This is a genomic window from Nitratireductor pacificus pht-3B (assembly GCF_000300335.1).
Classification (GTDB): domain Bacteria; phylum Pseudomonadota; class Alphaproteobacteria; order Rhizobiales; family Rhizobiaceae; genus Nitratireductor; species Nitratireductor pacificus.
This window is the reverse complement of the sequence record NZ_AMRM01000004.1, coordinates 1-23,823: the sequence shown is the minus strand read 5'-3', so window position 1 is coordinate 23,823 and position 23,823 is coordinate 1. Positions and strand designations below refer to the sequence as shown.

Genomic DNA, 23,823 nt, shown 5'->3' with positions numbered 1-23,823 from the left:
GTGGCCGCTTCATGAATTACCTCACCCGCCGGCTGGTGACCTTTCCGCTGGTCATGCTCGGTGTGTCCATCCTCGTCTTCGTCTCCATCCGTCTCGTGCCGGGCGACGCCATCACGGCGATGCTCGGCACGGAGGCGGGCCTGCTGACGCCCGACCAGCGGGCGGCGCTCGAAGCCTATTTCGGCATCGACCAGGGCTGGCTGGTGCAATATGGGCGCTGGCTCGCGGGGGCGCTGCAGGGCGACCTCGGCATCTCCGTCACCTACGGCAAGCCGGTGCTCGACGTCATCCTCGAGCGCTTTCCGCTGACGCTGGAGCTGGCGCTCCTGTCCATGGCGATCGCGCTGCTCGTCGGCCTGCCGGCCGGCGTCTTCGCCGCCACCCGCAATGAACGATCCTCCGACCTCGTGGTGCGCATCCTCGCCATGATCGGCCAATCGACGCCGAACTTCGTCGTCGGCCTGTTGATCATCTTCGTCCTGTCGGTCGGCTTCGGCGTGCTGCCCGTCATGGGCACCTTCACCCCGTTCTTCGAAAACCCGCTGCAGAATCTCGGCCAGATGATCCTGCCCGCCATCACGCTCGGCTTCGCCTTCGCCGCCTCGGTCACCCGCATTTCACGCTCGGCCATGCTCGACGTGCTGAGCGAGGATTATGTGCGCACGGCGCGCTCGAAGGGCGTTCCCGCGCTCGGCGTCATCTGGCGCCATGCCCTGCCCAACGCGCTGATCCCCGTGGTCACGCTGAGCGGCGTCGAGTTCGGCTATCTCCTGGGCGGGGCCGTCATCGTCGAGCAGATCTTCGCCCTGCCCGGCCTCGGGCGGATGGTGCTCGACGCCATCCTGCAGCGCGACTACGCCCTCGTGCAAGGCAGCGTCCTGTTCATCGCCCTCAACTTCATGATCGTCAATCTGATCGTCGATCTCACCTATGCGCTGCTCGATCCGCGCATCCGGCTGGGAGACCGCTGATGAGCCTCCTGCGCGCCATCCTCGCCCATCCGAGCGGCCGCATCGGCGGTGTGATCGTCGGCGTCTACCTGCTCATCGCCCTGCTCGGCCTTCTCGGCATGACGCCGCACGACCCGCTGATGCAGTTCCGCGTCGACCGGCTGCATGCGCCGGACGCCGTCTACTGGATGGGCACGGACCTGTTCGGCCGCGACGTCGCCAGCCGGCTGATGCTTGGCATCAGCCAGTCCTTCGTCGTCGCCTTCGCCTCGGTGGCGCTCGCCGCCACGGCAGGGACGGTGCTCGGCCTCGCCGCAGCCTGGTTCGGCAAGGGCTGGGACGGCCTCATCATGCGCGTCATGGACGTGCTGCTCGCCTTTCCGGCGATCCTTCTGGCGCTGCTCATCATCGCCGTGGTCGGCCCCGGCACCTGGACCAGCGTGGCGGCCATCGCCATCGTCTACACGCCGATCTTCACCCGCGTCGTGCGCGGGCCCGCCCTGTCGCTGAAGACGCGCGACTTCGTCGATGCGGCGCGCACCTTCGGCTCTAGCCGGCATTACATCCTGACCCGGCACCTGATGCTCAACCTAGTCGCGCCGCTGACCGTGCAGGTCACGCTGGCGCTCGCCTGGGCGCTCCTGACGGAGGCGGGGCTGAGCTTCCTCGGCCTCGGCACGCAGCCGCCTGCCTCGTCGCTGGGCCTGATGCTGAGCGACAGCCGTAACCTCATTGAGATGGCGCCCTGGCTGCTGATCTTCCCCGGGTTGGCGATCATGATCGGCATTCTCGGCTTCAACCTGCTCGGGGACGCCCTGCGCGACATCCTCGATCCGAAGATGCGGAGGGCCGCCGCATGACGCCGCTGCTTTCCGTCCGCGACCTGCATGTGGGCTTCGGGCGCGATCCCGCCGCACACGAGATCGTCCGAGGCGTCAGCTTCGATCTCGACGCCGGCGAGACGCTCGCCATCGTCGGCGAAAGCGGATCCGGCAAATCCGTGACGGCGCTGTCGATCAACCGTCTGATCGACTTCGGCGGCGGGCGCATCACGCGCGGCGCCATCGACCTGAGACGCGCCGACGGCGGCGTCATCGACCTCGCCGCGGCGCCGGAACGCGCGCTGACGAAGATCCGCGGCGGCGAGATCGGCATGATCTTCCAGGAGCCGATGACCTCGCTCAACCCGGTGCTGACCATCGGCGAGCAGATCGAGGAATCGTTCCGCCTGCATCGCGGCCTGACGGGTCGCCAGGCGACCGCCGCCGCGAAGGACGCGCTCGACCGCGTGCGCATTCCCGACGCGGCGCGGCGCCTGAAATACACGCCGCACCAATTGTCCGGCGGCATGCTGCAGCGTGTGATGATCGCCACCGCGCTCTCCTGCAATCCGCGCCTGCTCATCGCCGACGAGCCGACCACGGCGCTCGACGTGACCGTCCAGGCACAGATCATGGCGCTGCTGGCGGAGCTTAAGCGCGAAACCGGCATGGCGATGATCTTCATCACCCACGATATCGGTCTGGTCGCCGGCATCGCCGACAAGGTGATGGTGATGCAGGCCGGCGAGGCGGTGGAGCAGGGCGCGCTCGACGCCGTCCTCGACACACCGCAGCACCCCTATACGAGGCACCTGCTCGGCGCCGTGCCGCATTTCGAAGCCGGCCGCGCCGCGCGCAGCGATTACCGCCGGCCGGAGCCGCCCGTGGCACCCCCGGCGCTCACGGTCGAGGGGCTGACGGTGCGCTTCCCGGTGACGGGCGGCCTGCTGCGCCGGCGGACCGGCAACGTCCACGCCGTCGACGGCGTCGATTTCGACCTGATGCCCGGCGAGACGCTGGCCATCGTCGGCGAGAGCGGCTCGGGCAAGTCGACCACGGCGCGCGCCATTCTGGGCCTCGTGCAGCCGACACGCGGCGCCTTCGCCGCCAACGCCAATACGCGGGAGAGCGGCAACAGGGCGCCGGTGCAGATGGTGTTCCAGAACCCCTATGCCTCGCTCAACCCGCGCCTGCGCGTCGACAGCATTCTCGCCGAACCGGTGATCGCCGCCGGCGGGCGGCTCTCCGCGGAAACGACGGCGCGCATGACGATGCTGTTGGAGCGCGTCGGCCTGCCGCTCGATTCGCTGCAGCGCTATCCGCACGAGTTCTCCGGCGGCCAGCGGCAGCGGCTGTGCATCGCCCGGGCGCTGATGCTCAACCCCTCCGTCGTCGTGCTCGACGAGGCGGTTTCGGCGCTCGACGTGTCCGTTCAGGCCAAGGTGCTGGAACTGCTGGTCGATCTGCAGAAGGAGTTCGGCCTCGCCTATCTGTTCGTCTCGCACGACATGGCGGTGGTCGAGCGCATCGCCCACCGCATCGCCGTGCTCTATGCCGGGCAGATCGTCGAGATCGGCGATGCGCGCTCCGTCCTCTCGGCACCGCGCCATTCCTACACGAAGCAGCTCATCGCCGCCGTTCCCAGCATCGACCGGCGGCACGAGACCTTCGCGCTCGACCTGCGTCAGGTTCCCTCGCTGATCCGCCCGCTCGGCTTCGAACCGGAAGAGGCCGCATGGCAGCGTTTCGGCGCGGACCATCTGGCGCGGGCGGAGGGCTGAGCGATGAACGGCGCGCGCGAGGGGAACGAGCTGGCCGAGCGCTTCGACCGCGCCTTCGCCCCCCTCGATGAAGCCGTCCGCGCGGCGCGCATTCCCGGCGGCGTGCTGGGCATCGTCGAGCGGGACGGCGCGCGGCTGGTCCGGGCGACGGGCTTCGCGCAGACCGTGCCCGACCGGCGGCCGATGCGCGAGGACACATGGTTCGACCTCGCCTCGCTGACCAAGGTCATCTTCACCACGCCGCGCATCCTCACCTATGCGCGCGACGGCGTGATCGACCTCGACGCGCCGCTCACCACCGTCCTGCCGGACCTGCGCCAGTACGACGCCGGCGCCTGGGAGCGGCAGGTGACCTTTCGCCAGTGCCTCGGGCACCAGACGCCGTTTCCCGCCGTCGAGCCGATCTACACCTATGGACGCGACGCGGACCTCCTGCGCGCCTTCGTCCTCCAGCGCCAGTGGCGACGGCTCGACGAGCCGGTCTATTCCGACATCAACTTCATCCTGCTGGGCTTCGCCATGGAGCGGCTGGAGCGCCAGCGGCTCCGCGCCTTCGATCCCGGTTCCGGCTTCGCCTTTTCGGCAGCGCCGGAGACCTGCGCGGCGACAGAGGACTGCACCTGGCGGCATCGGGTGCTCTGCGGCGAGGTGCATGACGACAATTGCGCCGCCCTCGAGGGCGCCGGGCATGCCGGCCTGTTCGGCACGGCCAGTTCGGTGCTCGACTTCGCGCACGGCCTGCTCGGGAAGGATCTCGCCGGCGACGCTTCGGTGGGGCTGATGCGGGCGCCGCTCTCCGGCAGGCGCACCCATGGCTGGGAACGGCCCTATCCCGGCTGGTCCGGCGGCGCGCTCTGCAGTTCCGGCACCATCGGCCATACGGGTTTCACCGGAACCGGGCTGTGGGTGGATTTCGAGCGCGGGCGCGCCTGGACCCTGCTCACCAACCGCATTCACCCGACCCGGCATTTCGACAGCGGCATCGCCGAACTGCGGCAGGCAGTCGGCGACCTCGTCAGCGGAGAGAACCGATGATCGCCGGCGCCAACACCCCTTCGCGCCCCCCTCTGGCCTGCCGGCCATCTCCCCCTCGAGGGGGGAGACCGGCTGGCATTTCGGATTTCGCCAACCATCGGCTGGAAGCACTGACCGCCAATGACGAGACGATCTCCCCCCTTGAGGGGGAGATGCCCGGCAGGGCAGAGGGGGGTGCCGCGCCCACTTCCACGAACCGCTCACCCAACATCAGGACATGACCATGGAACAGACTTTCGAACCCATCTGGGCCGTCGGCCTGATGACAGGAACCGTCCTCGACGGCAACATCGACGTGGCGATGCTGAAGACCGACGGCGAGCGGGTCGCACAGTTCGGTGCCTACACGCTGGCGCCCTACCCCCGGTCCACCCGCGATCTGCTGGAGGAGACGCTGAACCAGGCGCGGGCCTGGAATTTCGACGGGCCGGAACCGGCGATCTTCGCCGAGGCGGAAGCGGTGCTGACCCGCGCCCAGTCCGAAGCGGTGCGGGACCTCGTCGAGAGCCAGGGCCTCGCCATGGCGGATATCGGCATCGTCGGCTTCCACGGCCAGACGGTGCTGCACCGCGCGCCGCAGGCGGGCCGGATCGGCGAGACGCGACAGCTCGGCGACGGGGCGCTGATGCAGTCCATCCTCGGCTGCAAGGTGGCGTATGATTTCCGCTCCGCCGACATGCGGGCCGGCGGCCAGGGCGCGCCGCTTTCGGCCGCCTATCACGCGGCGCTGCTGCGCGACCTCGACACGAGCGGCAAAACGGCCGTGCTCAATCTCGGCGGCGTCGCCAACGTGACCTGGTGGGACGGCAAGGAGCGCGTCGTCGCCTTCGACACCGGCCCGGCCAACGCGCCGATCAACGATTTCGTCAAGGGCCTCGGGCTGGGCGAGATGGACCGCGACGGCGCGCTGGCGCTCTCGGGAAGCGTCGACGAGACACGGCTCGCCGAGCTCCTGAAGCATCCCTACCTCGCCGCGCCCTACCCGAAATCGCTCGACCGGTTCGATTTCGGGGCCTCGATGGCAGACGGTCTTGACGCGAGGACGGGTGCCGCGACCCTTGCCGCCTTCACCACCTCGGCGGTGGGCAAGGCGCTCGACCTCCTGCCGAAGCGGCCACGGCGTCTGATCGTCTGCGGTGGCGGCCGCCACAATCCCGCGATCATGCAGATGCTGGGCAGCCGTGCCGCCGTCGAGGCGGTGCCCGCCGAAGCGGCCGGCTGGCGCGGCGACGCCATCGAGGCGGAGTGCTTCGCCTTCCTGGCCGTGCGCGTCCTGCGCGGCATGCCGATCAGCTTTCCGACCACGACCGGCGCGCCCGAACCGCTCCGCGGCGGACGGCTCGCCGCCTGACCTTGCCGCTGCATGGCCGCAGGCGCGCGCGGCAACAAAAAAACCGGGCCAGAGTGGCCCGGTTTTCGTTTGTACGGCGATGGCCGCAATCCGGCTACATCAGCTTGAACTTGAAGCCTGCGCGAACCGTGTGCGCGGAGGGTTCCACTTCGAACAGCCCGCCCGAACCAAAATCCTCGCTTCCGTAATCGGAGTAACGGTATTCGAGGTTGATGGTGGCGCGCTCGGTCACCGCGGTCTCGATGCCGCCGCCGACGGAGAAGCCGCTCGCACCCCAGTCGTAGACCGAGCCAAGGCCCGAAACGTCGACATCGAAATGCTGGTAGCTGTAGCCGCCGAGCGCGTAGACCAGCGTTCCGCCGCCGATCTTGTAGCCGATGCGCGCGAGGACGTCGAAGCCATAGTCGGCTTCAAGCGAGGCGGAGAAGCCCGGCCCCTTGAGGTCCGTCGACACCGTCGCGTAGCGGGCGTCCGCCAGCACGCCGGCGACCCAGTTGCCACCGAACTCCCGATCGTAGCCGACCGATACCTCGCCGAGGAAGCCCTCGGCCCCGACACCGTTGAAGCCGACGCCCAGGCCTCCGATGCCCACGTCGTGAACGAGGCCGCCGGCGCCGAGAGCGGCGCCGATGGTCAGGCCGTTCCAGTCATAGGCGGGGGTCTCGAACGCCGCGCCGCCGCCATTGTTCATGCCGAAGCGATAGTTCAGGCCGGCATGGAAAGCATGCGAAGACGGGGAAACCTTCAGGAAGCCGCCCGTGTCGAAATCCTCGGATCCGAAATGCGAATAGCGATATTCCGACTTCAGCGTCCAGTTGCCGTCGAGCGCGGTCTCAAGACCAGCGCCCACGACGAAGCCGCTGTTGCTCCAGTCGTATTCGAGACCCGCCGGGTTCGAGGAGACGTCGAAATGCTGCCAGGTGTAACCGCCGAGGACATAGGCGAGCGTGGACGGCGAAATCAGATAGCCGGCGCGCAGGCCGACATCGAAGCCATAGTCGCCCTTCACCTCGATCGAGCCCACGCCGAGGTCGAGGCGCGAGCCGATATTGCCGAAACGGCCATTGGCGAAACCGCCCAGGAGGAACCGGGGGGAAACCATGTAGTCGTAACCGACCGTCAGTTCGCCGAACAGGCCTTCGCCGCCGATCCCGTTGAAGGATGCCGGACCCGCCGGAATTTCCACTTCGCCGATGCGCGCGCCGGCGCCGGCGCCGATGCCGAGATAGAGACCCGACCAGTTGTAACCCCCGGTGGTGCCGCCGGAGAGATCGGCCGACAAGGCAGGCTGCGTGAGTGCCGCGACGCCCAGGCAGGCGGCTAGTAATGCGTTGCTGCGTGATAACATTCAGTTTCCCCAAATCCAGTACCCGGGCGCTGCCTCCCATGGCGAAACATGCGAGTCCATGCACCAGAAGTTGTGGCGCTGACGGAGGGGAAGGTTGTGTTCATAATTGTCATGACGCTGCGTCATTTGCGCCACACCCGTTCGGGTCATGCGGCGGCCCGCCGAGACGATCGTACACAGAGACGATGCAGGTTCCCTGTCTTTCAAACGAATCCATTGAAAGCGACGCGTATCAGCGCCTGCCGGAGCCTTCGCCGAGCCGCTTCTGGAGGAAGATCCTGCTGCGGCCTGCCGGAAAGTCGTCGAGCGCGCCGAAGGGGTGGTAACCCTGCCTCAGGTAGGCCTTGGCCGCGCTCGGGTTGAAGGTGTCGATGAACGCGCCGTGGCACCCGCGCGCGATCGCCTCCCGCTCGGCCTGCTCCAGCATCCGACCGGCCATGCGCTGGCCGCGGAGGCTCTCGGAAACCCAGAGCCGCTGGACATAGAGCCAGCCCCAGGCGGTGTAGCCGGAGATTCCGGCGGCGACGGTGCCCGTGCCGTCGCGGACGAAGACCGAGAGCTGGCGCTTGCCGGAGGCGCCGACATCGGCATCGTTGAACGCCGAAAGGTGCGTCTCGATGAAACGCTCGTCCTTGGGGTCGGGATTGTCGGTCGTCTCGAAGGTCAGGTGCATCGGGGCTCCAGGCGCAGGCAGATGCCGTCGGCGCCGGCATCATCACATCTCAAGGGACAGGGCCATCGCGCTGCCCTGCGCAACGGGTGTATCTCTTTGTTTTTTCGCGTTTATGCAGACGTCATGTGATTCCATCTGACTGCAGAACGCTATATCGCGCCGCGCGTTCCTCACGGCAGGAGGCTCTTCATGTCCCGCGCGCCCACCCAGTAGCGGGGACCGGGGCCCAGAAGCTTGGCGCGATCCTGGGGGTTGGAAAGCTTGCACTGCGAAAGCGACAGGCAGCCGCAGCTGATGCAGTCCGCCAGGCCGTTCTTGAGGCGCTCCAGTTCGGCGATCCGCTCGTCGATGCGCTCGCTCCACACGCTGGACAATTTTTCCCAGTCGGCTCCCGTGGGGATGTGATCGGTGGGCAGCTTGTCCAGCTCGGTCCTGATCTCCTCAAGCCGCAGGCCCACGCGCTGGGCGAAGACGATGAAGGCGATCCGCCGCAGCACGGCGCGTTCATAACGTCGATGGCCGGAGCCGGCGCGTTCAGACCGGATCAGCCCACGTTCCTCGTAATAGCGCAGCGCCGAGGCGGCCACGCCGCTGCGCCTCGAGACTTCCTGTATCGTCAGAAATGCCGCCATCCCGCAGACATCGCATGGACGACGCTTGACTTCAAGCTTACTTGAACTTTTATCACGGAGCGGATTCAACGATCTGGAGACGCATCAGTGACCTCAACGGACAAGACTTCCTCCCGGGCCGGGCCGCGCGAATGGCTCGGGCTGGCGACCCTCGCCCTTCCGACGCTGCTTGTCGCCATCGACATGACCGTGCTCCATCTGGCGGTACCGTCGATCACGACCGCGCTCGAACCCTCCTCGACGCAGATGCTCTGGATCGTCGACATATACGGCTTCATGATCGCCGGGCTGCTGATCAGCATGGGAACGATCGGCGACCGCATCGGCCGCCGGCGCCTGCTGATGATCGGCACCGCGGCCTTCGGCGTCGCCTCGATGCTTGCCGCCTTCGCCGCCTCGCCGGAGATGCTCATCCTCGCCCGGGCGCTGCTCGGCATCACCGCTGCGACGCTGATGCCCTCCACCCTTTCGCTGATCACCAACATGTTCGCCGACGACGGACAGCGCGGCCTCGCCATCGCCCTGTGGTCCAGCGTGTTCATGGCCGGCACGGCGGCCGGGCCGCTGCTCGGCGGCGTCCTGCTCGAGCATTTCTGGTGGGGCAGCGTGTTCCTCCTGAACGTTCCCCTGACGCTGGTCGTCTTGATCGCCGCGCCGCTGCTGTTGCCCGAGCATCGATCCGAGAAACTCGGCCGCATCGATCTGCCGAGCGTGGCCCTGCTGCTGGCCGGCATGCTCGGCGGGGTCTACGGCATCAAGCAGATTGCCGCCCATGGCGCGGACCTGCAGGCCTGGGCCTTCGTCCTTGCCGGCGCGGCGCTCATCTTCATTTTCGCAAGGCGGCAGTTGCGGCTTTCGAACCCGATGATCGATCTCACCCTGTTCAGGATACCGGCCTTCTCGTCCGCGCTCGGCATCCAGTTCCTGGCGATCTTCTCCGTGGGTGCTCCCTATTTCCTCGGCTCGCAATACCTGCAACTCGTGCTCGGCCTTTCACCGCTCGATGCCGGCCTTGCCATGCTGCCCGCGACCGTGGCCGGCATCGTCGGCGCCATCGCCGCATCGAAGCTGGCCATCGTCATGCGGCCGGCCCTCGTCATCGCCCTCATGCTGGGTGTGGGCGCCGCAGGGCTGGCGTTGCTGGCCGGCACCGGAAACCCGCCCGGCCTGCCACTCCTCGTCACCGGACTGACGCTCGCCACCATCGGCTCCAGCGCCACCATGACCCTGACGGTCAACCTGATCGTCAGCGCAGCGCCTCCCGAGCGCGCCGGCGAGGCCTCCGGCCTCTCGGAGACGAGCGGGGAGTTCGGCATGGCGCTGGGCATCGCCGTTCTGGGAAGCCTCAGCGTCGCGGTCTACCGGTCGCAGGTCGCCGGCGACTTGCCCGCCGACCTGCCGCCGAACCTCGCGAACGCGGCGCAGGATTCCCTCGGCATGCTTGCCGCCGCCCTCAACGAAACGGCCCACCCCGTCGCCACTCAGCTCTCCAGCCTCGGCAACGCGGCCTTTGCGAACGGCATGGCTGCGGTCGCCCTCGCCGGAAGCGGCCTCATGGTCGTGCTGGCGGGGATATCGATGGCATTCCTCCGGCGGGCGCGGAGCGATTGAGGGGAGGAGCGGCGCCGCGGACTGAAAGTGCGCCCGCGGCGTCTTCCGAAGGGATGCGCCTGCTTGGCGCTCCCATCAAAGGGACGCAGTCATGCCGCCATCGACGAAGATCATCGAACCGTTCAGATAGCTCATGTCCGGGGAGGCCATGTTCAGAATGGCAGCCGCGATCTCGCGGGGTGCCGCGACCCGCTGCAGGCCGGAGACATTGCTGCGGCTCCAGAGCCCGATCGCCGCGTTCCATGCGGCATCCGGAGCGTCCATGAAGCCCGCCTGCCGGCGGATCATCTCGGTGTCGGTGGCGCCCGGGCAGATCCCGTTCACCCTGAGGCCCCTGCCGGCATATTCCAGCGCCGCGGTCTGCACCAGACCCGCCAGCGCCCGCTTGCTTGCATTGTAGGCGCCGAGACCGGGGCGCGCCCCGTCGATGTTGACCGAGGAGGTCACGATGATCTGGCCGCCGCGATCGAGCATGTGCGGAATCTGCGCCCTCATCGACAGGAAGACGCCGCGCACATTCGTATCCTGCAGGTCGTCCCATTCGTCCGCCCCGATCTCGTGCAGCGGCTTGCTGAAGCTGATGCCGGCATTGTTGAGCGCCAGGTCTATCCCGCCGAACTGCGCCACGGCGCGCCGGACGAAATCGTCGATGTCGTCCTTCTCGCGCACATCCGCCCTGATGTAGAGCGCTTCGCCGCCGGCTTCACGGATGGTGTTCTCCACCTGCGCGCCCAGGGCCTCGCGCCGCCCGCAGAAGACGACCCGCGCGCCCTCCGCCGCAAAGGCTTCGGCGGCCGCCCGGCCGATCCCCGACGTCGCGCCCGTGATCATCACCACCTGATCGGCGAAACGGCGCCTGCCCTCGAAGACCGGCGCGGCCGGCGGGCGCCCCGCCCCGGCCAGCGCCATGCCGCCCGTGATCCCGATCGCCGCACCCGCCAGGGTGCCCGCCGCAGCCGCACCCAGCACACGCCGCCGTCCGGGGCTTGCCGGTTTGTCCGTTCCGGTTTCAGTCATCTCTCGCCAGCCGCCTTGTCCGGGTTACGCATTGAAGTCGCGCAAGGCTAGAACGCGGCTGCAGCCTACGACAATCCGGCCTTAACTGCATGAGCCGTGAAGCATCGCTTCACGATAGAGGCGCCCCGGCCCCGGGGCCGCCCGGTGGCTCAAAGCGACATATGCGCCTCGAGAGAGGGGCGCTGCCGCATCATGTGCTCGACGAAGACCTTGAGCTTCGGCAGGCTCTGGGCGCGGCCGGGATAGTAGAGAAACAGGCCGGGGCTTTCCGGACAGAAGGCGTCCAGCACGGTTTCCAGTGCGCCGCGCCTGACATGGCCGCGCACCAGCGGCTCCGCCAGATAGGCAAGGCCAAGGCCCTTCAGCGCCAGGGAGGGCAGCAGCGTCTCGTCGTTGAGCGTCAGCGGGCCGGGTACGTCAATCTCGACCTCGCGGCCATTCTCGACGAACTCCCAGCGATAGAGCGCGCCCGAACTCTGCAGGCGATAGCGGAGCGCGCGGTGAGCGCCGAGATCGGCAGGCGTCAAGGGCCTGCCGTGCCGGGCGAAATAGGAGGGGGCGCCGACGACGCAGTATCGGAACGGCGGCGTCAGCCGGGCGCCGATCATGTCGGCGTGAACCAGCTCTCCGAGCCTTATGCCGGCGTCGAAACCTTCCGAGACGATGTCGACGAAACCCGAATCCGCCACTATCTCGATGCCGATTTCAGGATAGGCCGCGCAGAACTCCGGCAATGCCGGCTCCAGCACCGGTGCGATCACCGAGCGGGGCGCGGTGATGCGCAGCAGACCGGAGGGGCGCTCGCCGAGGGAGCGGGCAGCCTCGAAAGCCGCGTCGAGATTCTCCATGGCCGGCTTCGCCCGCTCGATGAAGCGCTGACCGGCTTCCGTCAGGCCGACGCTGCGCGTCGAGCGCGAGACCAGCGCCACGCCGACACGCGCTTCAAGCGCCTTCACCGCCTGGCTGACGGCAGAGGGCGACACGCCGAGATCGGCCGCCGCCGCGCGAAAACTGCGGCGCTCGGCGACCCTCAGGAAAGCCGAGACGCCATCCAGCCCGCGGCCGGTCCTTGTAAAGCTCTTCTTCATTCGAAGAAGTGATTACCACGGCCACACTTAACGGTGAACAGGGCCATTCAACGCGAGAACCACCTCGACTTCCTCGTCGAACATGCCGCCGGTCGGCACGAAGCCGAGCTTTTCGTAGAATTTCTGCGGTCCGCCCGCGCCAAGGCCGAAGCTCGTGTAGAGTTCCCGTGCGCCGCGCGCGCGCAGGCGGTCCGCGACCTTCTCGATCGCCCGCTTCCCGAATCCCCGGTTCTGGAACGGCCCAGCGATCATGAAGCGCCACAGATAGGGGCCCGGACAATCGATCCCGTCGTCCCAGTCCGAACCCTCGTGCAGCATCACGAAGCCGATCAGGCACTCATCCGCGTAGACCCCGCGGAACCATGCCGATTCCGAACAGAAGCCTTCCGCGATCGACGTTCCGTTGTCGGCGACGAAATCCCTCTGTTCCTCCGAGAGCGTATCGCTCAGTTCGCATATCTCCGACACATTCGCTGAGGTAACCCGGCGGAGTGTGATCTCGGCATCGCTGCCTGGTGCTTCTTCCTGCATGATCGTCCTGATGAAAACAAAAAAAGCCGTGCCTCGGCGAAAGCCCCGTCCGGGCGCGCCCGAGAGCAGGCTGCCTCTACAGCCAGCGATGCGGTATGTCGATATGTGTGCTTGCGCGGGGCGGGCCACTGGAGAGCGCCGGGCAGCGATGGGACCGATTGCCCGCTGGAGCATTCTGCAGCCAGGCGGGTTCACCCCACGTCCGCGTGAATGCGGAGACACTGGGCCGGTCTAGACCCGTTCAACGTTTCACAGAAACGCCGAACGGGTCTATCTTCTTGTTTTTCCGCATTTATGCGGACGTCAGGTGTTTCCACCTGACTGCAGAATGCTCTAGGCCGGGATGCGCCGCTCCTTGAAGCCGCGCCGGACAATGACCGTGACCAGTATGATCGCCGCGATCGCCGGCAAGGCTTCGCTGACCACCAGCGGCACCAGCGCAACGGCAACGGCACCGACAGGGATAGCCAGCTTGCGCCAATGCGCCGGGGTGAAGCGGTCACGCACGATCCACATCATCAGCATGTAGATCGCCACCGGGATCGCCACCGACAAGCTGGCGGTGAACGCGCCGATCTGGGCATGTCCGCTCGCCACCTCGTGGACGACCGCGAAGCCCGCTCCGGCAGCGGCGCCGGCGGCGAAGATGATGAAATGGCCGTATCCCCAGAACAGTGCGCGGCGCAGCGCATCGTCCCTCAGATGCTCCTCGTCCGTGAAATACAATCCCCACATCGAAAAGGTGATCACGGCCGCGGTGACCGCGAACAGGATGGAATGCCACGAGGCGGGCGACCCCTGTTCGTCAAGCACCAGCATGGCGACGATCGCCAGGAAGCACTCTCCCAGAACGATGATGTTGAGCAGCCCGTACCGCTCGATGATGTGGTGCCGGTGCCAGGTCGTGTCGCCGTAGAAATATTCGGACAGCGCGGGCACCGCCAGTTCGCCGATGATGCCGATCACCAGGAACGGGGCATACATGCCCGCCTGCGGTGCGAGCATCAGGACCGTGGCGATCCAGTAGCACTGCATCACAAGGATGCCGACGCCGTAGCCGAGAGCGGTCTTCCGACGCTCGGGGTCGCCGGCCGCGGCGGCGAACCAGAACAGGGCCATGGCGACGCGCATGACGACATAGCCGGCCAGGCACAGGATGATCGGATTGTGCGAGAAGATCGCCGGTATCCCCGCCGCGACCATCAGGGCGCCGAACATCGCGACCATCGAAAGCACCAGGAAGCCCGGCGAGCCGTTGTCATAGGCCGAGGCGAACCAGGTGTAGTTCATCCAGCTCCACCAGATAGCGAAGAAGGCGAACAGGAACTGGGGAATTGCCTCCAGCGCATGACCTTGCGCAATTCCATGGTGGAGGCCGATCGCGGCGGCCGCAATGGCGATGACCGATGCCAGGTCGAACATCAGCTCCAGCGTCGTAGCGGCCCTGTGAGGTTCGTCCTTATGGCGCGGAGCGAGGTGGAAATAGTTCATGAAGCCTGTCCCGTCACAGGCATTCTGCCCTTGGACGCAGGATGCCGATCTAGGCAACGCCTGCTGAACGCGCCGCCCCCTGGGACAAACTGAGCACGCTGACAGCCGGCAAGTCCATAGCTTTGTGGAATCTGCGTGTGGGAGCGGCCGCGGCAACCGGACGGTTGACTGGCCATTGGGCAGCGCGTAATTGAAGCCCGGCTCGGGACGACCCGCGCCGTTGAACTGCATTCCGGGACGACCCGGCCACTCAGAGGAGGGCCGGATCATGGCCGGACCAATCGAGCAATTCGAGATATCCCGCATTCTGCCGATTGAAATCGGCGGTCTCGACCTGAGCTTCACGAACTCCTCCGCCTACATGGTCGCCATCGTCGGGCTCGCCACCGGGTTTCTCCTGTTTGCAACGTCTGGAAGGCGCCTCGTGCCCGGGCGTCTGCAATCGTCGGCGGAGGTGCTGTACGAATTCGTATCGAAGACGCTCCGGGAGAACGCGGGAGAAGAAGGCATGCGCTTCTTTCCCCTGGTGTTCTCACTGTTCATGTTCGTCCTGTTCGCCAACCTGATCGGCATGTTCCCCTATGCCTTCACGGTCACCAGCCACATCATCGTCACCTTCGCGCTGGCGATGATGGTTTTCCTCACCGTCACCGTCTACGGCCTGTGGCGCAACGGGCTGGGCTTCTTCCGGCTTTTCCTGCCATCCGGCGTGCCGCTCGTGCTCGCGCCGATCATCGTCCCGATCGAGGTCGTTTCATACCTTTCCCGCCCGGTGAGCCATTCGGTGCGTCTTTTTGCGGTCATGCTTGCCGGGCATATCACGCTCAAGGTCTTTGCAGGCTTCGTCGTGTCGCTTGGCGGGCTGGGTGCGCTCGGACTGGCAGGTTCGCTGCTCCCCCTTGCGATGACCATCGCACTGACGGGTCTTGAACTGTTGATGTCGGTCATTCAGGCCTACATCTTCACGATGCTGACCTGCATGTATCTCAACGACGCGCTCCATCCCGGCCATTGATGACGGCGCCGGGCGCACCTATCTATCCGAGACGAGGACGACCTCTCTCATCCAGAACACACCGACCGGGACGGCCCGGCTCTTGAAAGGAGGGCCGTGCCATGGCCTGGATGTATCTTGTTCTCGCTGGCCTGCTCGAAATCGTGTGGGCATTCTTCATGAAGAAATCAGCGGGTTTCACGCTGCTGGTGCCGAGCGCCATCACGATCGTGACGATGATCGCGAGCTTTGCGCTTCTGTCCATATCGATGAAGACACTGCCGCTGGGCACCGCCTATACGATCTGGACCGGGATCGGTGCCGTGGGGGCGTTTGCCGTTGGCGTGATCGTGCTGGGGGAGGCCGCCAATCCGATGCGGCTCCTGGCCGGCGCGCTGATCGTGGCCGGGATCGTCCTCATGAAGCTGTCGAGCACAGCAGCATAAGGGCCGCATCACGGCCGAGTCAGTAGAGCAACTCGGGATATCCCCCATCAGGATTCTCCTAGGATGCCATAAACCAGGCCAATGACGGATAGTCCCACGATATCGGCGATGCCATGTGCAACCATCAGCGGCCAGAGCTTTCCGATCAGCCGGTACAAGGCGAACATCGCAGCTCCCAGGAGCGCCATCGTGAACGCGATATCCAGTCCTTGATAGGTATGAAATCCTGCGCGAACCAGGACGCTGGCGACCATGGCTGCAACCCGCCAGTCCTGACGGACGGCCAGCACGATGCCGACGAGAAACAGCTCCTCGTAAACACCGTTCAGAAGTGCATAGCCTATCGTCAATAACCAGCCACCTGCCGTCGCCGGCGCGACCAACTGCGTTGCAACAGGCACGTCTTCCGGGGATGGCGCGGTCCCTTCGGTCGGGTTCGGCGGCGCTCCTTGCAGCCCATCCAGCACGATCGCGACCAGGTCCTGGCCCAGACCGAGCGCCAGGAAGATCGGGATGCCGAGAAGCGTCGCGTAAACCGTAATCCCCCAGGAAAGCCTCCTGATCGACCATCCGGCAACGTAATAAAGGTAAAGCAGCGCCAGCGTCAGCCGTGAGGTCTGAAACAGCAACATCTGAAAATTGTCCGTGTCGCTGTATGCGGTCACCGCATACGTCTCAACCGACAGCCACGCCGAAGACGAAAACCACAGGAACTCACCGAACATGATGGCCCCCGTGATCAGAATGTGAATTCCTGCAAGGCCCTGATCGGCTGCCCTGGTGTTGTCTGCATTCATGGTCGTGCCTGTTCCTGGCGCTCACGGCGACATCATGCCTGTCGAGCCACCCGGCGAGACCCTGCAACCTGTCCTTGCTATAGGCAAATTGCCGGAGCTTCCGGCCGTCTCCGTCCACCAGGATCGACAAGGAGTCGACGCGGAGCGCCTCAGTTCAGCGTCGGTTTATACGCGCGATGCCGCTGCGCCAGCACATCGCAATGAACATCGGAACGTTCGGGCAGCCCTACTGATGGGAAAACGGCAGATTCGCGAGTGCAACGGCCACAAACGGATCCCGCCCTCCCGTCAGCGGGAGATGCAGCGCAACCACCGAAGGCTAGGCATTTGAAAAAATGAATGAAAAAGATGGATGCTGGCGGAGAGAGAGGGATTCGAACCCTCGATACGGTTTCCCGTATACACGCGTTCCAGGCGTGCGCCTTCAACCACTCGGCCACCTCTCCGGCAGCGCGCTTCCGCTCTCGCGGTCGCGCGCCGAGGGTGATCTAGTCGATCTGATCGCGAATGCCAAGTCCGCCGTGTCACAGATTTGCAATTTGCCGCCGTCATCCGCAACGCATCTCCCGCGATCGCCGTTCTCAACTTTCCGTGCGGGCGATTGCCATCGCCGGCCGCGCCGCCTATCTCTGCGGAAGAATGAAGCGCGGCCCGCCGGCCGCCTGCAGGAGGCATTGATGTTCCGCTGGTTGTTCCGGGTGCTGGCCATGGTTGCCCTGGCGGTTGCCGTCATCATGGCGGTGATCGATGCGACACGCTCCATCGCGGCCTCGGCGCTGACCTTCACCCCGCTCGGCGAAAGCTGGTATTCCGTCTCGCCGGACACGCTCAACCTGTCGCAGGCCGTGGTCCAGCGCTACACGTCCCCCGTCCTGTGGGACCCGGTCGCGATCTTCATCCTGACGCTGCCCGGCTGGCTCGTCTTCGCAGCCCTTTCGCTGCTGTTCTATGCGATCGGGCGCCCGGGGCGACGGACAGTCTCCCTGGCGTGACCGCCCCGCGGCAGGAAACCAGAAAGGAACCGAGACCATGTCAATTCTCAGCACCCTGATGGGCAACAAGAAGCTCTCCATGCCCTCGGCGCAGGATGCCCTGCCCGGGCGCCCGGACCCGATCGCCACCGCCGCGCGGCATTTCGTGTCCGGCCATGCGCTGAAGGGTCCCTATCCGGAAGGCACCGAGAGCGCGCTATTCGGCATGGGCTGCTTCTGGGGCGCCGAGCGGCTGTTCTGGCAGCGCGACGGCGTCTGGGTCACTGCCGTAGGCTATGCCGGGGGCATCACGCCCAATCCCACCTATCGCGAGACCACGACCGGCCTGACCGGCCATGCGGAAGTCGTGCTCGTGGTCTACGACCCGCAGCGGATCTCCTTCGCCGAACTGCTGGCGCTGTTCTGGGAAAGCCACGACCCGACCCAGGGCATGCGGCAGGGGAACGATGTCGGCACCACCTACCGCTCGGCGATCTTCACCACCTCCGCGGCACAGCTCGCCGAGGCGCGCGCCTCGCGCGATGCCTATCAGGCGGCGCTGCGGGATGCCGGGCGCGGCGCGATCACCACGGAGATCGACACGGCGCCGGCGTTCTACTTCGCCGAGGAGGAACACCAGCAATATCTGGCCAAGAATCCGAACGGTTATTGCGGCCTGCAGGGCACGGGCGTCGCCTGCGCGGTCGCCCCGGCAGCGGGCTCCTGAGAGTCCGGACAGGTTTTTCCGAACGGTCAAAATTCCAGGTGAAGTTTCGCCTTGGCTGTGCAAAGGTGGCGGCAAGGGGGAGAAAAACGCTCCCGCTCGTGCCGTTCCGGACCGCTGACGCGGCCTGGATGCTCGTTTGAGCGCAAGGGCAGCGCGGAATGATCTCCGTGGCCGGCGCGGCATCGCAAGCAACACGGCAACCGACAGGGTGTGGATCACATGAAGCGTATCGTCCTTGGCCTCCTGGCCACCACCGCCATGACCGCAGGTGCTTTCGCGGCGGATTTCGCGCCGGCCCTCATCTACGATCTGGGCGGCAAGTTCGACAAATCGTTCAACGAGGCCGCCTATAACGGCGCCGAGCGGTTCAAGACGGAAACCGGCGTCGAATATGTCGAGTTCGAGATTTCCAACGACGCGCAGCGCGAGCAGGCACTGCGCCGCTTCGCCGAAGACGGCCGCAACCCGATCGTCATGGCCGGCTTCACCTGGGTCGACTTCCTCAACAAGGTGGCGCCCGACTATCCGGACGTCAATTTCACCATCATCGACGACAAGGTCGATCAGCCGAACGTGCGCTCGATCACCTTCAAGGAGCAGGAAGGCTCCTATCTGGTCGGCATGATGGCGGCGCTCGCCTCCAAGACCGGCACCGTCGGCTTCGTCGGCGGCATGCAGGTGCCGCTCATCGGCAAGTTCGAGTGCGGCTATGTGGGCGGCGCCAAGGCGGCCAATCCCGACGTGAAGGTGATCCGTAACTACACCGGCGACACGCCGGCCGCCTGGAACGACCCGACCAAGGGCGGCGAGATCACCCGCACGCAGATGGACCAGGGCGCCGACGTGATCTACCACGCGGCAGGCGGCACCGGCGTCGGCGTGCTGCAGGCGGCGGCGGATGCCGGCAAGCTCGGCATCGGCGTCGATTCGAACCAGAACGGCCTGCAGCCGGGCCATGTGCTGACCTCGATGGTCAAGCAGGTCGACGTGGCGGTCTACGATTCCTTCATGGACGCCAAGAATGGCGAGTTCACCTATGGCGTGCAGGATGTCGGCCTTGCAGAAGAAGGCGTCGGCTACGCGATGGACGAGCATAACGCCTCCCTCGTCAGCGACGATATGAAGACCGCCGTCGAGGCCGCCAAAGCGAAGATCATCGCCGGCGAGATCGAGGTGCACAACTTCCTCACGGACAACGCCTGCCCCTACTGAAGCCGGCGGCGCAACCGTCCGAAGAAATCGAGAAAGGTCCGGTCGCGGCCCTTTTTCTTTTGCGATGCCTGCCGTTATAAGGAGGCAGCATCCGCGCTCCCTCCGTTTCCCGCCAGGAGTTCTCCATGTCCGACCTCGCACCGGTTCTCGATCATCTCGACCGCTCCATCGACCAGAGCCTCGAGCGGCTGTTCAGCCTGCTGCGCATCAAGTCGATCTCGACGGATCCGGCCTTCTCCAGCGATTGCCGCGAGGCGGCGGAATGGCTGGTCGAAGACCTGAAGTCGATCGGTTTCGAGGCAAGCGTGCGAGACACGGCCGGGCACCCGATGGTGGTGGCGCATCACGAGGGCGAAGGCCCGCATGTCCTGTTCTACGGCCATTACGACGTGCAGCCGGTGGACCCGCTGGACCTGTGGAACGACGATCCGTTCTCGCCTTCCGTCAAGGAGATCGAGCCCGGCCGCAAGGCGATCATCGGACGCGGCGCTGCCGACGACAAGGGTCAGCTGATGACCTTCGTCGAGGCCTGCCGCGCCTACAAGGCCGTGCACGGCAAGATGCCATGCCGCATCAGCATCCTGTTCGAGGGCGAGGAGGAGTCCGGCTCCCCCTCGCTGAAACCCTTCCTCGAGGCGAACGCCGCCGAGCTGACGGCCGATTTCGCGCTCGTCTGCGACACCGGCATGTGGGACCGCGAAACGCCGGCGGTCTGCGTCGGCCTGCGCGGCCTCGTTGGTGAAGAGATCACCATCCATGCCGCCGACCGCGACCTGCATTCGGGCGAATTCGGCGGCGCCGCGGCAAACCCGATCACCATCCTCGCCCGGGCGCTTGCCGCCATCCATGACGAGAACGGCCGCGTCAGCATTCCGGGCTTCTATGACGGGGTCGAGGAAACGCCTGAGAACATCCTGAAGAGCTGGGCTGGCCTCGGCGAAACGGCGGAAAGCTTCCTCAACCCGATCGGCCTGGCAAAGCCCTTCGGCGAACAGGACCGCTCTGTCCTCGAACTCGTCTGGGCGCGTCCGACCGCCGAGGTCAACGGCATCACCGGCGGTTACACCGGCGCGGGCTTCAAGACCGTGATCGCCGCAAAGGCTTCGGCGAAGGTCTCGTTCCGCCTGGTGCACAAGCAGGACCCGGACAAGATCCGCGCGGCCTTCCGAGCCTTCATCGAGGCGCGCATCCCGGCCGACTGCTCGGTCGAGTTTCACAAGCACGGCGGCGGGCCGGCCTTCCAGCTCGACTACAACATGCCGCTGGTCGTCAAGGCACAGGGCGTGCTGACGGAGGAATGGTCGAAGCCCGCTGTCGCCGTCGCCATGGGCGGCTCGATCCCGATCGTCGGCGACTTCCGCCGCATGCTCGGCATGGAATCGCTGCTGGTCGGCTTCGGCCTGTCGGACGACCGCATTCATTCGCCCAACGAAAAATACGACCTCACCTCGTTTCACCGCGGCCAGCGCTCCTGGGCGCGCATCCTCGATGTCCTGAGCAAGTGAACCAGAAAACCGGGAAGCCGACATGACCATTCGCCTGCACAGGAACGACCTGCCGAACCTCGACCGCTACCGCGTGGAGGCCGTCGCCATCGATACGGAAACGTTGGGCCTCAAGCCGCATCGCGACCGGCTTTGCGTGGTGCAGCTTTCGCCCGGTGACGGCACGGCCGACGTGGTGCAGATCGAGGCGGGGCAGAAGAGCGCGCCGAACATCGAGGCCCTGCTCGGCGACAAGGCGATCACGAAGCTGTTCCATTTCGGGCGCTTCGACATCGCCGTTCTCTACAACGCCTTCGGCGTGATGGCCGAACCTGTGTTCTGCTCGAAGATCGCCTCGCGTCTGACCCGGACCTATACGGACCGGCACGGGCTGAAGGACCTGTGCAACGAACTGCTCGGCGTCTCCCTGTCGAAGGTGCAGCAGTCGTCCGACTGGGCGGCGGAGGAACTGTCGCTCGAACAGCTGGAGTACGCCGCCTCGGACGTCCTCTACCTGCACGGCCTGCGCGAGAAGCTCATGCAGCGGCTCGCCCGGGAGAACCGGACGGCGCAGGCCGAGGCCTGTTTCCGTTTCCTGCCGACCCGCGCCAGGCTCGACCTGATGGGCTGGGAGGAAGAGGACATTTTCGCCCACAGCTGAGCCATTTCGTTCATTTTGACTTAACTGCGCCTTAAACCGCTGGCCTTTACTCTCCGCTGACCCGCATTGCGGGCTGTTTGAGTTGTGCGCCGGGCTTCGTGCCCAGCGCGGCGTTGGCGGGGCAGGAACAGGCATGGCGCGGGATACGCGAAGACGCAGGATCGAACCGACTTTCGATGCGCCGCAGGCGCGCCGGGGCGGCGGGGACCTGTCGCTCGGCGAGAGCGATCGCGTCGTTCCTTCACGCCAGCAGCGCAAGCCACGCAAGTCCACGGCGAAAAGGACCCCGGCGAGGAAGACGGGACGCGGCGGCGGCCGGCGCCGCGGAGGTGGCGGCGGGCGCGGCTTTTTCGGCTTCCTGCGCGGCGCGGTCTACTGGATGCTGGTGCTGGCGCTGTGGGGCGGCATCGCCGGCGCGGGCATCGTCGCCTATTACGGCGCCAAGATGCCGGCAGCCACCACATGGCAAATTCCCGACCGGCCGCCGAACGTCCGGATCGTTTCCTCCGACGGCGCCCTGATCGCCAATCGCGGCATGACCGGCGGCGAGGCGGTCGGCCTGCACGAGATGTCGCCGCACATTCCGCAAGCGGTCATCGCCATCGAGGACCGCCGCTTCTACTCGCATTTCGGCGTCGATCCGATCGGCCTCGCCCGCGCGATGAGCGAGAACGTCATGGCCGGGCGCCTGACCCAGGGCGGCTCGACGCTGACCCAGCAGCTCGCCAAGAACCTGTTCCTGAAGCCCGACCGCACCATCGAGCGCAAGGTGCAGGAGGTGCTGCTGGCGCTGTGGCTGGAGCAGAAGCACTCGAAGGACCAGATCCTCGAGATGTATCTGAACCGCGTCTATTTCGGTTCCGGCGCCTATGGCGTGGAGGCGGCGTCCCGGCGCTATTTCAACAAGTCGGCGCGCGACGTGACGCTGTCGGAAGCGGCGCTGCTCGCCGGCCTTCTGAAGGCGCCGTCCCGCCTGTCGCCGGCGCGCGACCCGCAGGCCGCCGAAACGCGGGCGCAGGTGGTGCTTGCCGCCATGCGCGACCAGGGCATGATCGGCGACAGCGAGATGACCACGGCGATGAGCCAGCCCGCCACGCGCGCCGCCGCCTACTGGACCGGGTCCGAGCATTATGTGGCCGACCGCATCATGGAAGAACTGCCGACGCTGATCGGCGACGGCGGCGCCGACATCGTCGTCGAGACGACCGTCAGCCTCAAACTGCAGAAGCAGGCCGAGAAGACGATCCGCCAGCTGATCGACGAGAAGGGCGGCAAGCTGGCCGTCAGCCAGGGCGTTCTGGTGTCGATCGACACGAGCGGCGCGGTGCGCGCCATGGTCGGCGGATACGACTACGCCAACAGCCAGTTCGATCGTGCCTCGGAAGCGCGGCGGCAACCCGGTTCAGCCTTCAAGCCGTTCGTCTACATGGCGGCGCTGGAGCAGGGCCGCACCCCCGACAGCGTGCGCAACGACGCGCCGATCAAGATCGGGAAGTGGACGCCGGAGAACTACAAGGGCAAGTATTACGGCCCCGTCACCCTGTCGGAAGCGCTCGCCCGCTCGCTCAACTCGGTGGCGGCGCAGCTCGCCATGGAGACCGGGCCGAAGGCCGTAGTCGAGGTGGCGCAGCGCATGGGCATCGAATCCAGTCTCAATGCCAACGCATCGATCGCGCTCGGCACGTCCGAGGTGACGCCGCTGGAACTGACCGCCGCCTATCTGCCCTTCGCCACCGGCGGGCTGCGGCCCGAGGTGCATTTCGTCAGCCGCGTGACCACGACTTCCGGCAAGGTGCTCTACGAGCACGGCAAGCCGCGCCCGACGCGCGTGGCGAGCGCGGAGGTTATCGGCATGATGAACGCGATGATGCAGGGGACCATCGCCTACGGCAGCGCCCAGGCGGCCGATATCGGTCGCCCTGCCGCCGGCAAAACGGGCACCACCCAGCAGTCACGCGACGCCTGGTTCGTCGGCTACACCGCCGACCTTGTGACCGGCGTCTGGTTCGGCAACGACGCCTCGAAGGCGACCAAGGCGACGGGCAGCTCGATGCCGGTTCCCGCCTGGCGCGCCTTCATGGAAGAAGCCGAGAAGGGCCTCCCGGTCAGGCAGCTTCCCGGCTCCTGGACGCCTGGCCGGCCGGCTGCCGGCGTGGCCGCGACGCAACCCGCCGCCCGGCCCGTGCCGACGGCGGCGGTGGG

22 protein-coding genes and 1 tRNA gene are annotated in these 23,823 nt (G+C 66.3%); 14 read left to right on the top strand and 9 right to left on the bottom strand.

Features of this window, described 5'->3' with window-relative positions; all coding sequences use genetic code 11:
• The first annotated feature begins 11 nt into the window (after positions 1–11).
• From NA2_RS04350 to NA2_RS04330, 5 genes are all read left to right on the top strand, one after another.
• Positions 12–971, top strand: a complete 960-nt coding sequence (locus NA2_RS04350) for an ABC transporter permease (RefSeq protein ID WP_008594607.1) — start codon at positions 12–14, stop codon at positions 969–971.
• On the top strand, positions 971–1,810 hold the full coding sequence (locus NA2_RS04345; RefSeq protein ID WP_008594605.1) for an ABC transporter permease: 840 nt from the start codon (positions 971–973) through the stop codon (positions 1,808–1,810). Before NA2_RS04350 ends, NA2_RS04345 begins: the two co-directional genes overlap by 1 nt.
• On the top strand, positions 1,807–3,552 hold the full coding sequence (locus NA2_RS04340; RefSeq protein WP_008594602.1) for an ABC transporter ATP-binding protein: 1,746 nt from the start codon (positions 1,807–1,809) through the stop codon (positions 3,550–3,552). The genes NA2_RS04345 and NA2_RS04340 overlap by 4 nt, the downstream gene beginning before the upstream one ends.
• Positions 3,553–3,555: 3 nt before the next feature.
• On the top strand, positions 3,556–4,587 hold the full coding sequence (locus NA2_RS04335; protein ID WP_008594601.1) for a serine hydrolase domain-containing protein: 1,032 nt from the start codon (positions 3,556–3,558) through the stop codon (positions 4,585–4,587).
• Positions 4,588–4,810: 223 nt separating this feature from the next.
• Positions 4,811–5,938, top strand: coding sequence for an anhydro-N-acetylmuramic acid kinase (locus NA2_RS04330; RefSeq protein ID WP_008594599.1), 1,128 nt, complete (start codon positions 4,811–4,813; stop codon positions 5,936–5,938).
• 94 nt (positions 5,939–6,032) lie between these two features.
• Here the strand turns inward: NA2_RS04330 and NA2_RS04325 are convergent, their stop codons facing one another.
• The 3 genes from NA2_RS04325 to soxR form a co-directional block, all read right to left on the bottom strand.
• A complete protein-coding gene (locus NA2_RS04325; RefSeq protein WP_040676750.1) occupies positions 6,033–7,286 on the bottom strand; it encodes an outer membrane protein in 1,254 nt (417 codons plus the stop codon).
• A 232-nt stretch (positions 7,287–7,518) separates the two neighbouring features.
• On the bottom strand, positions 7,519–7,959 hold the full coding sequence (locus NA2_RS04320) for a GNAT family N-acetyltransferase (RefSeq protein ID WP_008594594.1): 441 nt from the start codon (positions 7,957–7,959) through the stop codon (positions 7,519–7,521).
• A 170-nt stretch (positions 7,960–8,129) separates the two neighbouring features.
• On the bottom strand, positions 8,130–8,591 hold the full coding sequence (gene soxR / locus NA2_RS04315; RefSeq protein WP_008594592.1) for a redox-sensitive transcriptional activator SoxR: 462 nt from the start codon (positions 8,589–8,591) through the stop codon (positions 8,130–8,132).
• A gap of 87 nt (positions 8,592–8,678) precedes the next feature.
• Here soxR and NA2_RS04310 point away from each other — a divergent pair, with 87 nt between their 5' ends.
• The gene (locus NA2_RS04310) at positions 8,679–10,202 is read left to right on the top strand and encodes an MFS transporter (RefSeq protein ID WP_008594590.1); all 1,524 of its coding nucleotides are present in this window, start codon (positions 8,679–8,681) and stop codon (positions 10,200–10,202) included.
• 75 nt (positions 10,203–10,277) lie between these two features.
• Here the strand turns inward: NA2_RS04310 and NA2_RS04305 are convergent, their stop codons facing one another.
• The 4 genes from NA2_RS04305 to NA2_RS04290 all read right to left on the bottom strand — a co-directional run bounded on the left by NA2_RS04305 (position 10,278) and on the right by NA2_RS04290 (position 14,329).
• A complete protein-coding gene (locus tag NA2_RS04305; protein WP_051011535.1) occupies positions 10,278–11,219 on the bottom strand; it encodes an SDR family NAD(P)-dependent oxidoreductase in 942 nt (313 codons plus the stop codon).
• 149 nt (positions 11,220–11,368) lie between these two features.
• Positions 11,369–12,307 carry a LysR family transcriptional regulator gene (locus tag NA2_RS04300; protein WP_008594585.1) on the bottom strand — a complete coding sequence of 313 codons (939 nt, stop codon included), beginning with the start codon at positions 12,305–12,307 and terminating at the stop codon, positions 11,369–11,371.
• 27 nt (positions 12,308–12,334) lie between these two features.
• A complete protein-coding gene (locus NA2_RS04295; protein WP_008594583.1) occupies positions 12,335–12,838 on the bottom strand; it encodes a GNAT family N-acetyltransferase in 504 nt (167 codons plus the stop codon).
• A gap of 333 nt (positions 12,839–13,171) precedes the next feature.
• Positions 13,172–14,329, bottom strand: coding sequence for a low temperature requirement protein A (locus tag NA2_RS04290; RefSeq protein WP_008594581.1), 1,158 nt, complete (start codon positions 14,327–14,329; stop codon positions 13,172–13,174).
• A gap of 268 nt (positions 14,330–14,597) precedes the next feature.
• On the opposite strand from NA2_RS04290, the gene NA2_RS04285 reads away from it, so the two are divergent.
• Positions 14,598–15,344: a F0F1 ATP synthase subunit A gene (locus NA2_RS04285; RefSeq protein ID WP_008594580.1), complete on the top strand. Its 747-nt coding sequence runs from the start codon at positions 14,598–14,600 to the stop codon at positions 15,342–15,344.
• Positions 15,345–15,445: 101 nt separating this feature from the next.
• Positions 15,446–15,769 carry a DMT family transporter gene (locus NA2_RS04280; protein ID WP_008594578.1) on the top strand — a complete coding sequence of 108 codons (324 nt, stop codon included), beginning with the start codon at positions 15,446–15,448 and terminating at the stop codon, positions 15,767–15,769.
• Between the two features lie 47 nt (positions 15,770–15,816).
• Here NA2_RS04280 and NA2_RS04275 read toward each other — a convergent pair whose 3' ends face one another.
• Together NA2_RS04275 and NA2_RS04270 are read right to left on the bottom strand one after the other, a co-directional pair.
• Positions 15,817–16,566, bottom strand: a complete 750-nt coding sequence (locus NA2_RS04275; protein ID WP_008594576.1) for a CPBP family intramembrane glutamic endopeptidase — start codon at positions 16,564–16,566, stop codon at positions 15,817–15,819.
• Between the two features lie 356 nt (positions 16,567–16,922).
• Positions 16,923–17,012 (bottom strand) — tRNA-Ser (locus tag NA2_RS04270).
• Positions 17,013–17,243: 231 nt separating this feature from the next.
• On the opposite strand from NA2_RS04270, the gene NA2_RS04265 reads away from it, so the two are divergent.
• The 6 genes from NA2_RS04265 to NA2_RS04240 form a co-directional block, all read left to right on the top strand.
• Positions 17,244–17,558 (top strand): hypothetical protein, encoded by a 315-nt coding sequence (locus tag NA2_RS04265; protein WP_008594574.1) that lies wholly within the window; start codon positions 17,244–17,246, stop codon positions 17,556–17,558.
• 37 nt (positions 17,559–17,595) lie between these two features.
• Positions 17,596–18,264: a peptide-methionine (S)-S-oxide reductase MsrA gene (gene msrA, locus NA2_RS04260; protein ID WP_008594572.1), complete on the top strand. Its 669-nt coding sequence runs from the start codon at positions 17,596–17,598 to the stop codon at positions 18,262–18,264.
• A gap of 219 nt (positions 18,265–18,483) precedes the next feature.
• On the top strand, positions 18,484–19,476 hold the full coding sequence (locus tag NA2_RS04255) for a BMP family lipoprotein (RefSeq protein ID WP_008594571.1): 993 nt from the start codon (positions 18,484–18,486) through the stop codon (positions 19,474–19,476).
• 125 nt (positions 19,477–19,601) lie between these two features.
• On the top strand, positions 19,602–20,981 hold the full coding sequence (locus NA2_RS04250; protein ID WP_008594568.1) for a M20/M25/M40 family metallo-hydrolase: 1,380 nt from the start codon (positions 19,602–19,604) through the stop codon (positions 20,979–20,981).
• 22 nt (positions 20,982–21,003) lie between these two features.
• A complete protein-coding gene (locus NA2_RS04245) occupies positions 21,004–21,621 on the top strand; it encodes a ribonuclease D (protein WP_008594566.1) in 618 nt (205 codons plus the stop codon).
• 133 nt (positions 21,622–21,754) lie between these two features.
• Positions 21,755–23,823, top strand: a 2,069-nt coding sequence (locus NA2_RS04240) for a transglycosylase domain-containing protein (protein WP_008594563.1), incomplete at its 3' end; no start/stop codon positions are given.

What these genes read in the sequence shown, in the direction of transcription:
- NA2_RS04330 (WP_008594599.1), top strand. Translation starts at nt 4,811, where the DNA reads ATGGAACAGACTTTCGAACCCATCTGGGCCGTCGGCCTGATGACAGGA.
- msrA (WP_008594572.1), top strand. Translation starts at nt 17,596, where the DNA reads ATGTCAATTCTCAGCACCCTGATGGGCAACAAGAAGCTCTCCATGCCC.
- NA2_RS04290 (WP_008594581.1), bottom strand. Translation starts at nt 14,329, where the DNA reads ATGAACTATTTCCACCTCGCTCCGCGCCATAAGGACGAACCTCACAGG.
- NA2_RS04285 (WP_008594580.1), top strand. Translation starts at nt 14,598, where the DNA reads ATGGCCGGACCAATCGAGCAATTCGAGATATCCCGCATTCTGCCGATT.
- NA2_RS04265 (WP_008594574.1), top strand. Translation starts at nt 17,244, where the DNA reads ATGTTCCGCTGGTTGTTCCGGGTGCTGGCCATGGTTGCCCTGGCGGTT.
- NA2_RS04245 (WP_008594566.1), top strand. Translation starts at nt 21,004, where the DNA reads ATGACCATTCGCCTGCACAGGAACGACCTGCCGAACCTCGACCGCTAC.
- NA2_RS04295 (WP_008594583.1), bottom strand. Translation starts at nt 12,838, where the DNA reads ATGCAGGAAGAAGCACCAGGCAGCGATGCCGAGATCACACTCCGCCGG.
- NA2_RS04305 (WP_051011535.1), bottom strand. Translation starts at nt 11,219, where the DNA reads ATGACTGAAACCGGAACGGACAAACCGGCAAGCCCCGGACGGCGGCGT.
- NA2_RS04275 (WP_008594576.1), bottom strand. Translation starts at nt 16,566, where the DNA reads ATGAATGCAGACAACACCAGGGCAGCCGATCAGGGCCTTGCAGGAATT.
- NA2_RS04300 (WP_008594585.1), bottom strand. Translation starts at nt 12,307, where the DNA reads ATGAAGAAGAGCTTTACAAGGACCGGCCGCGGGCTGGATGGCGTCTCG.
- NA2_RS04335 (WP_008594601.1), top strand. Translation starts at nt 3,556, where the DNA reads ATGAACGGCGCGCGCGAGGGGAACGAGCTGGCCGAGCGCTTCGACCGC.
- NA2_RS04250 (WP_008594568.1), top strand. Translation starts at nt 19,602, where the DNA reads ATGTCCGACCTCGCACCGGTTCTCGATCATCTCGACCGCTCCATCGAC.
- NA2_RS04325 (WP_040676750.1), bottom strand. Translation starts at nt 7,286, where the DNA reads ATGTTATCACGCAGCAACGCATTACTAGCCGCCTGCCTGGGCGTCGCG.
- NA2_RS04320 (WP_008594594.1), bottom strand. Translation starts at nt 7,959, where the DNA reads ATGCACCTGACCTTCGAGACGACCGACAATCCCGACCCCAAGGACGAG.
- NA2_RS04350 (WP_008594607.1), top strand. Translation starts at nt 12, where the DNA reads ATGAATTACCTCACCCGCCGGCTGGTGACCTTTCCGCTGGTCATGCTC.
- NA2_RS04340 (WP_008594602.1), top strand. Translation starts at nt 1,807, where the DNA reads ATGACGCCGCTGCTTTCCGTCCGCGACCTGCATGTGGGCTTCGGGCGC.
- NA2_RS04280 (WP_008594578.1), top strand. Translation starts at nt 15,446, where the DNA reads ATGGCCTGGATGTATCTTGTTCTCGCTGGCCTGCTCGAAATCGTGTGG.
- NA2_RS04255 (WP_008594571.1), top strand. Translation starts at nt 18,484, where the DNA reads ATGAAGCGTATCGTCCTTGGCCTCCTGGCCACCACCGCCATGACCGCA.
- NA2_RS04345 (WP_008594605.1), top strand. Translation starts at nt 971, where the DNA reads ATGAGCCTCCTGCGCGCCATCCTCGCCCATCCGAGCGGCCGCATCGGC.
- soxR (WP_008594592.1), bottom strand. Translation starts at nt 8,591, where the DNA reads ATGGCGGCATTTCTGACGATACAGGAAGTCTCGAGGCGCAGCGGCGTG.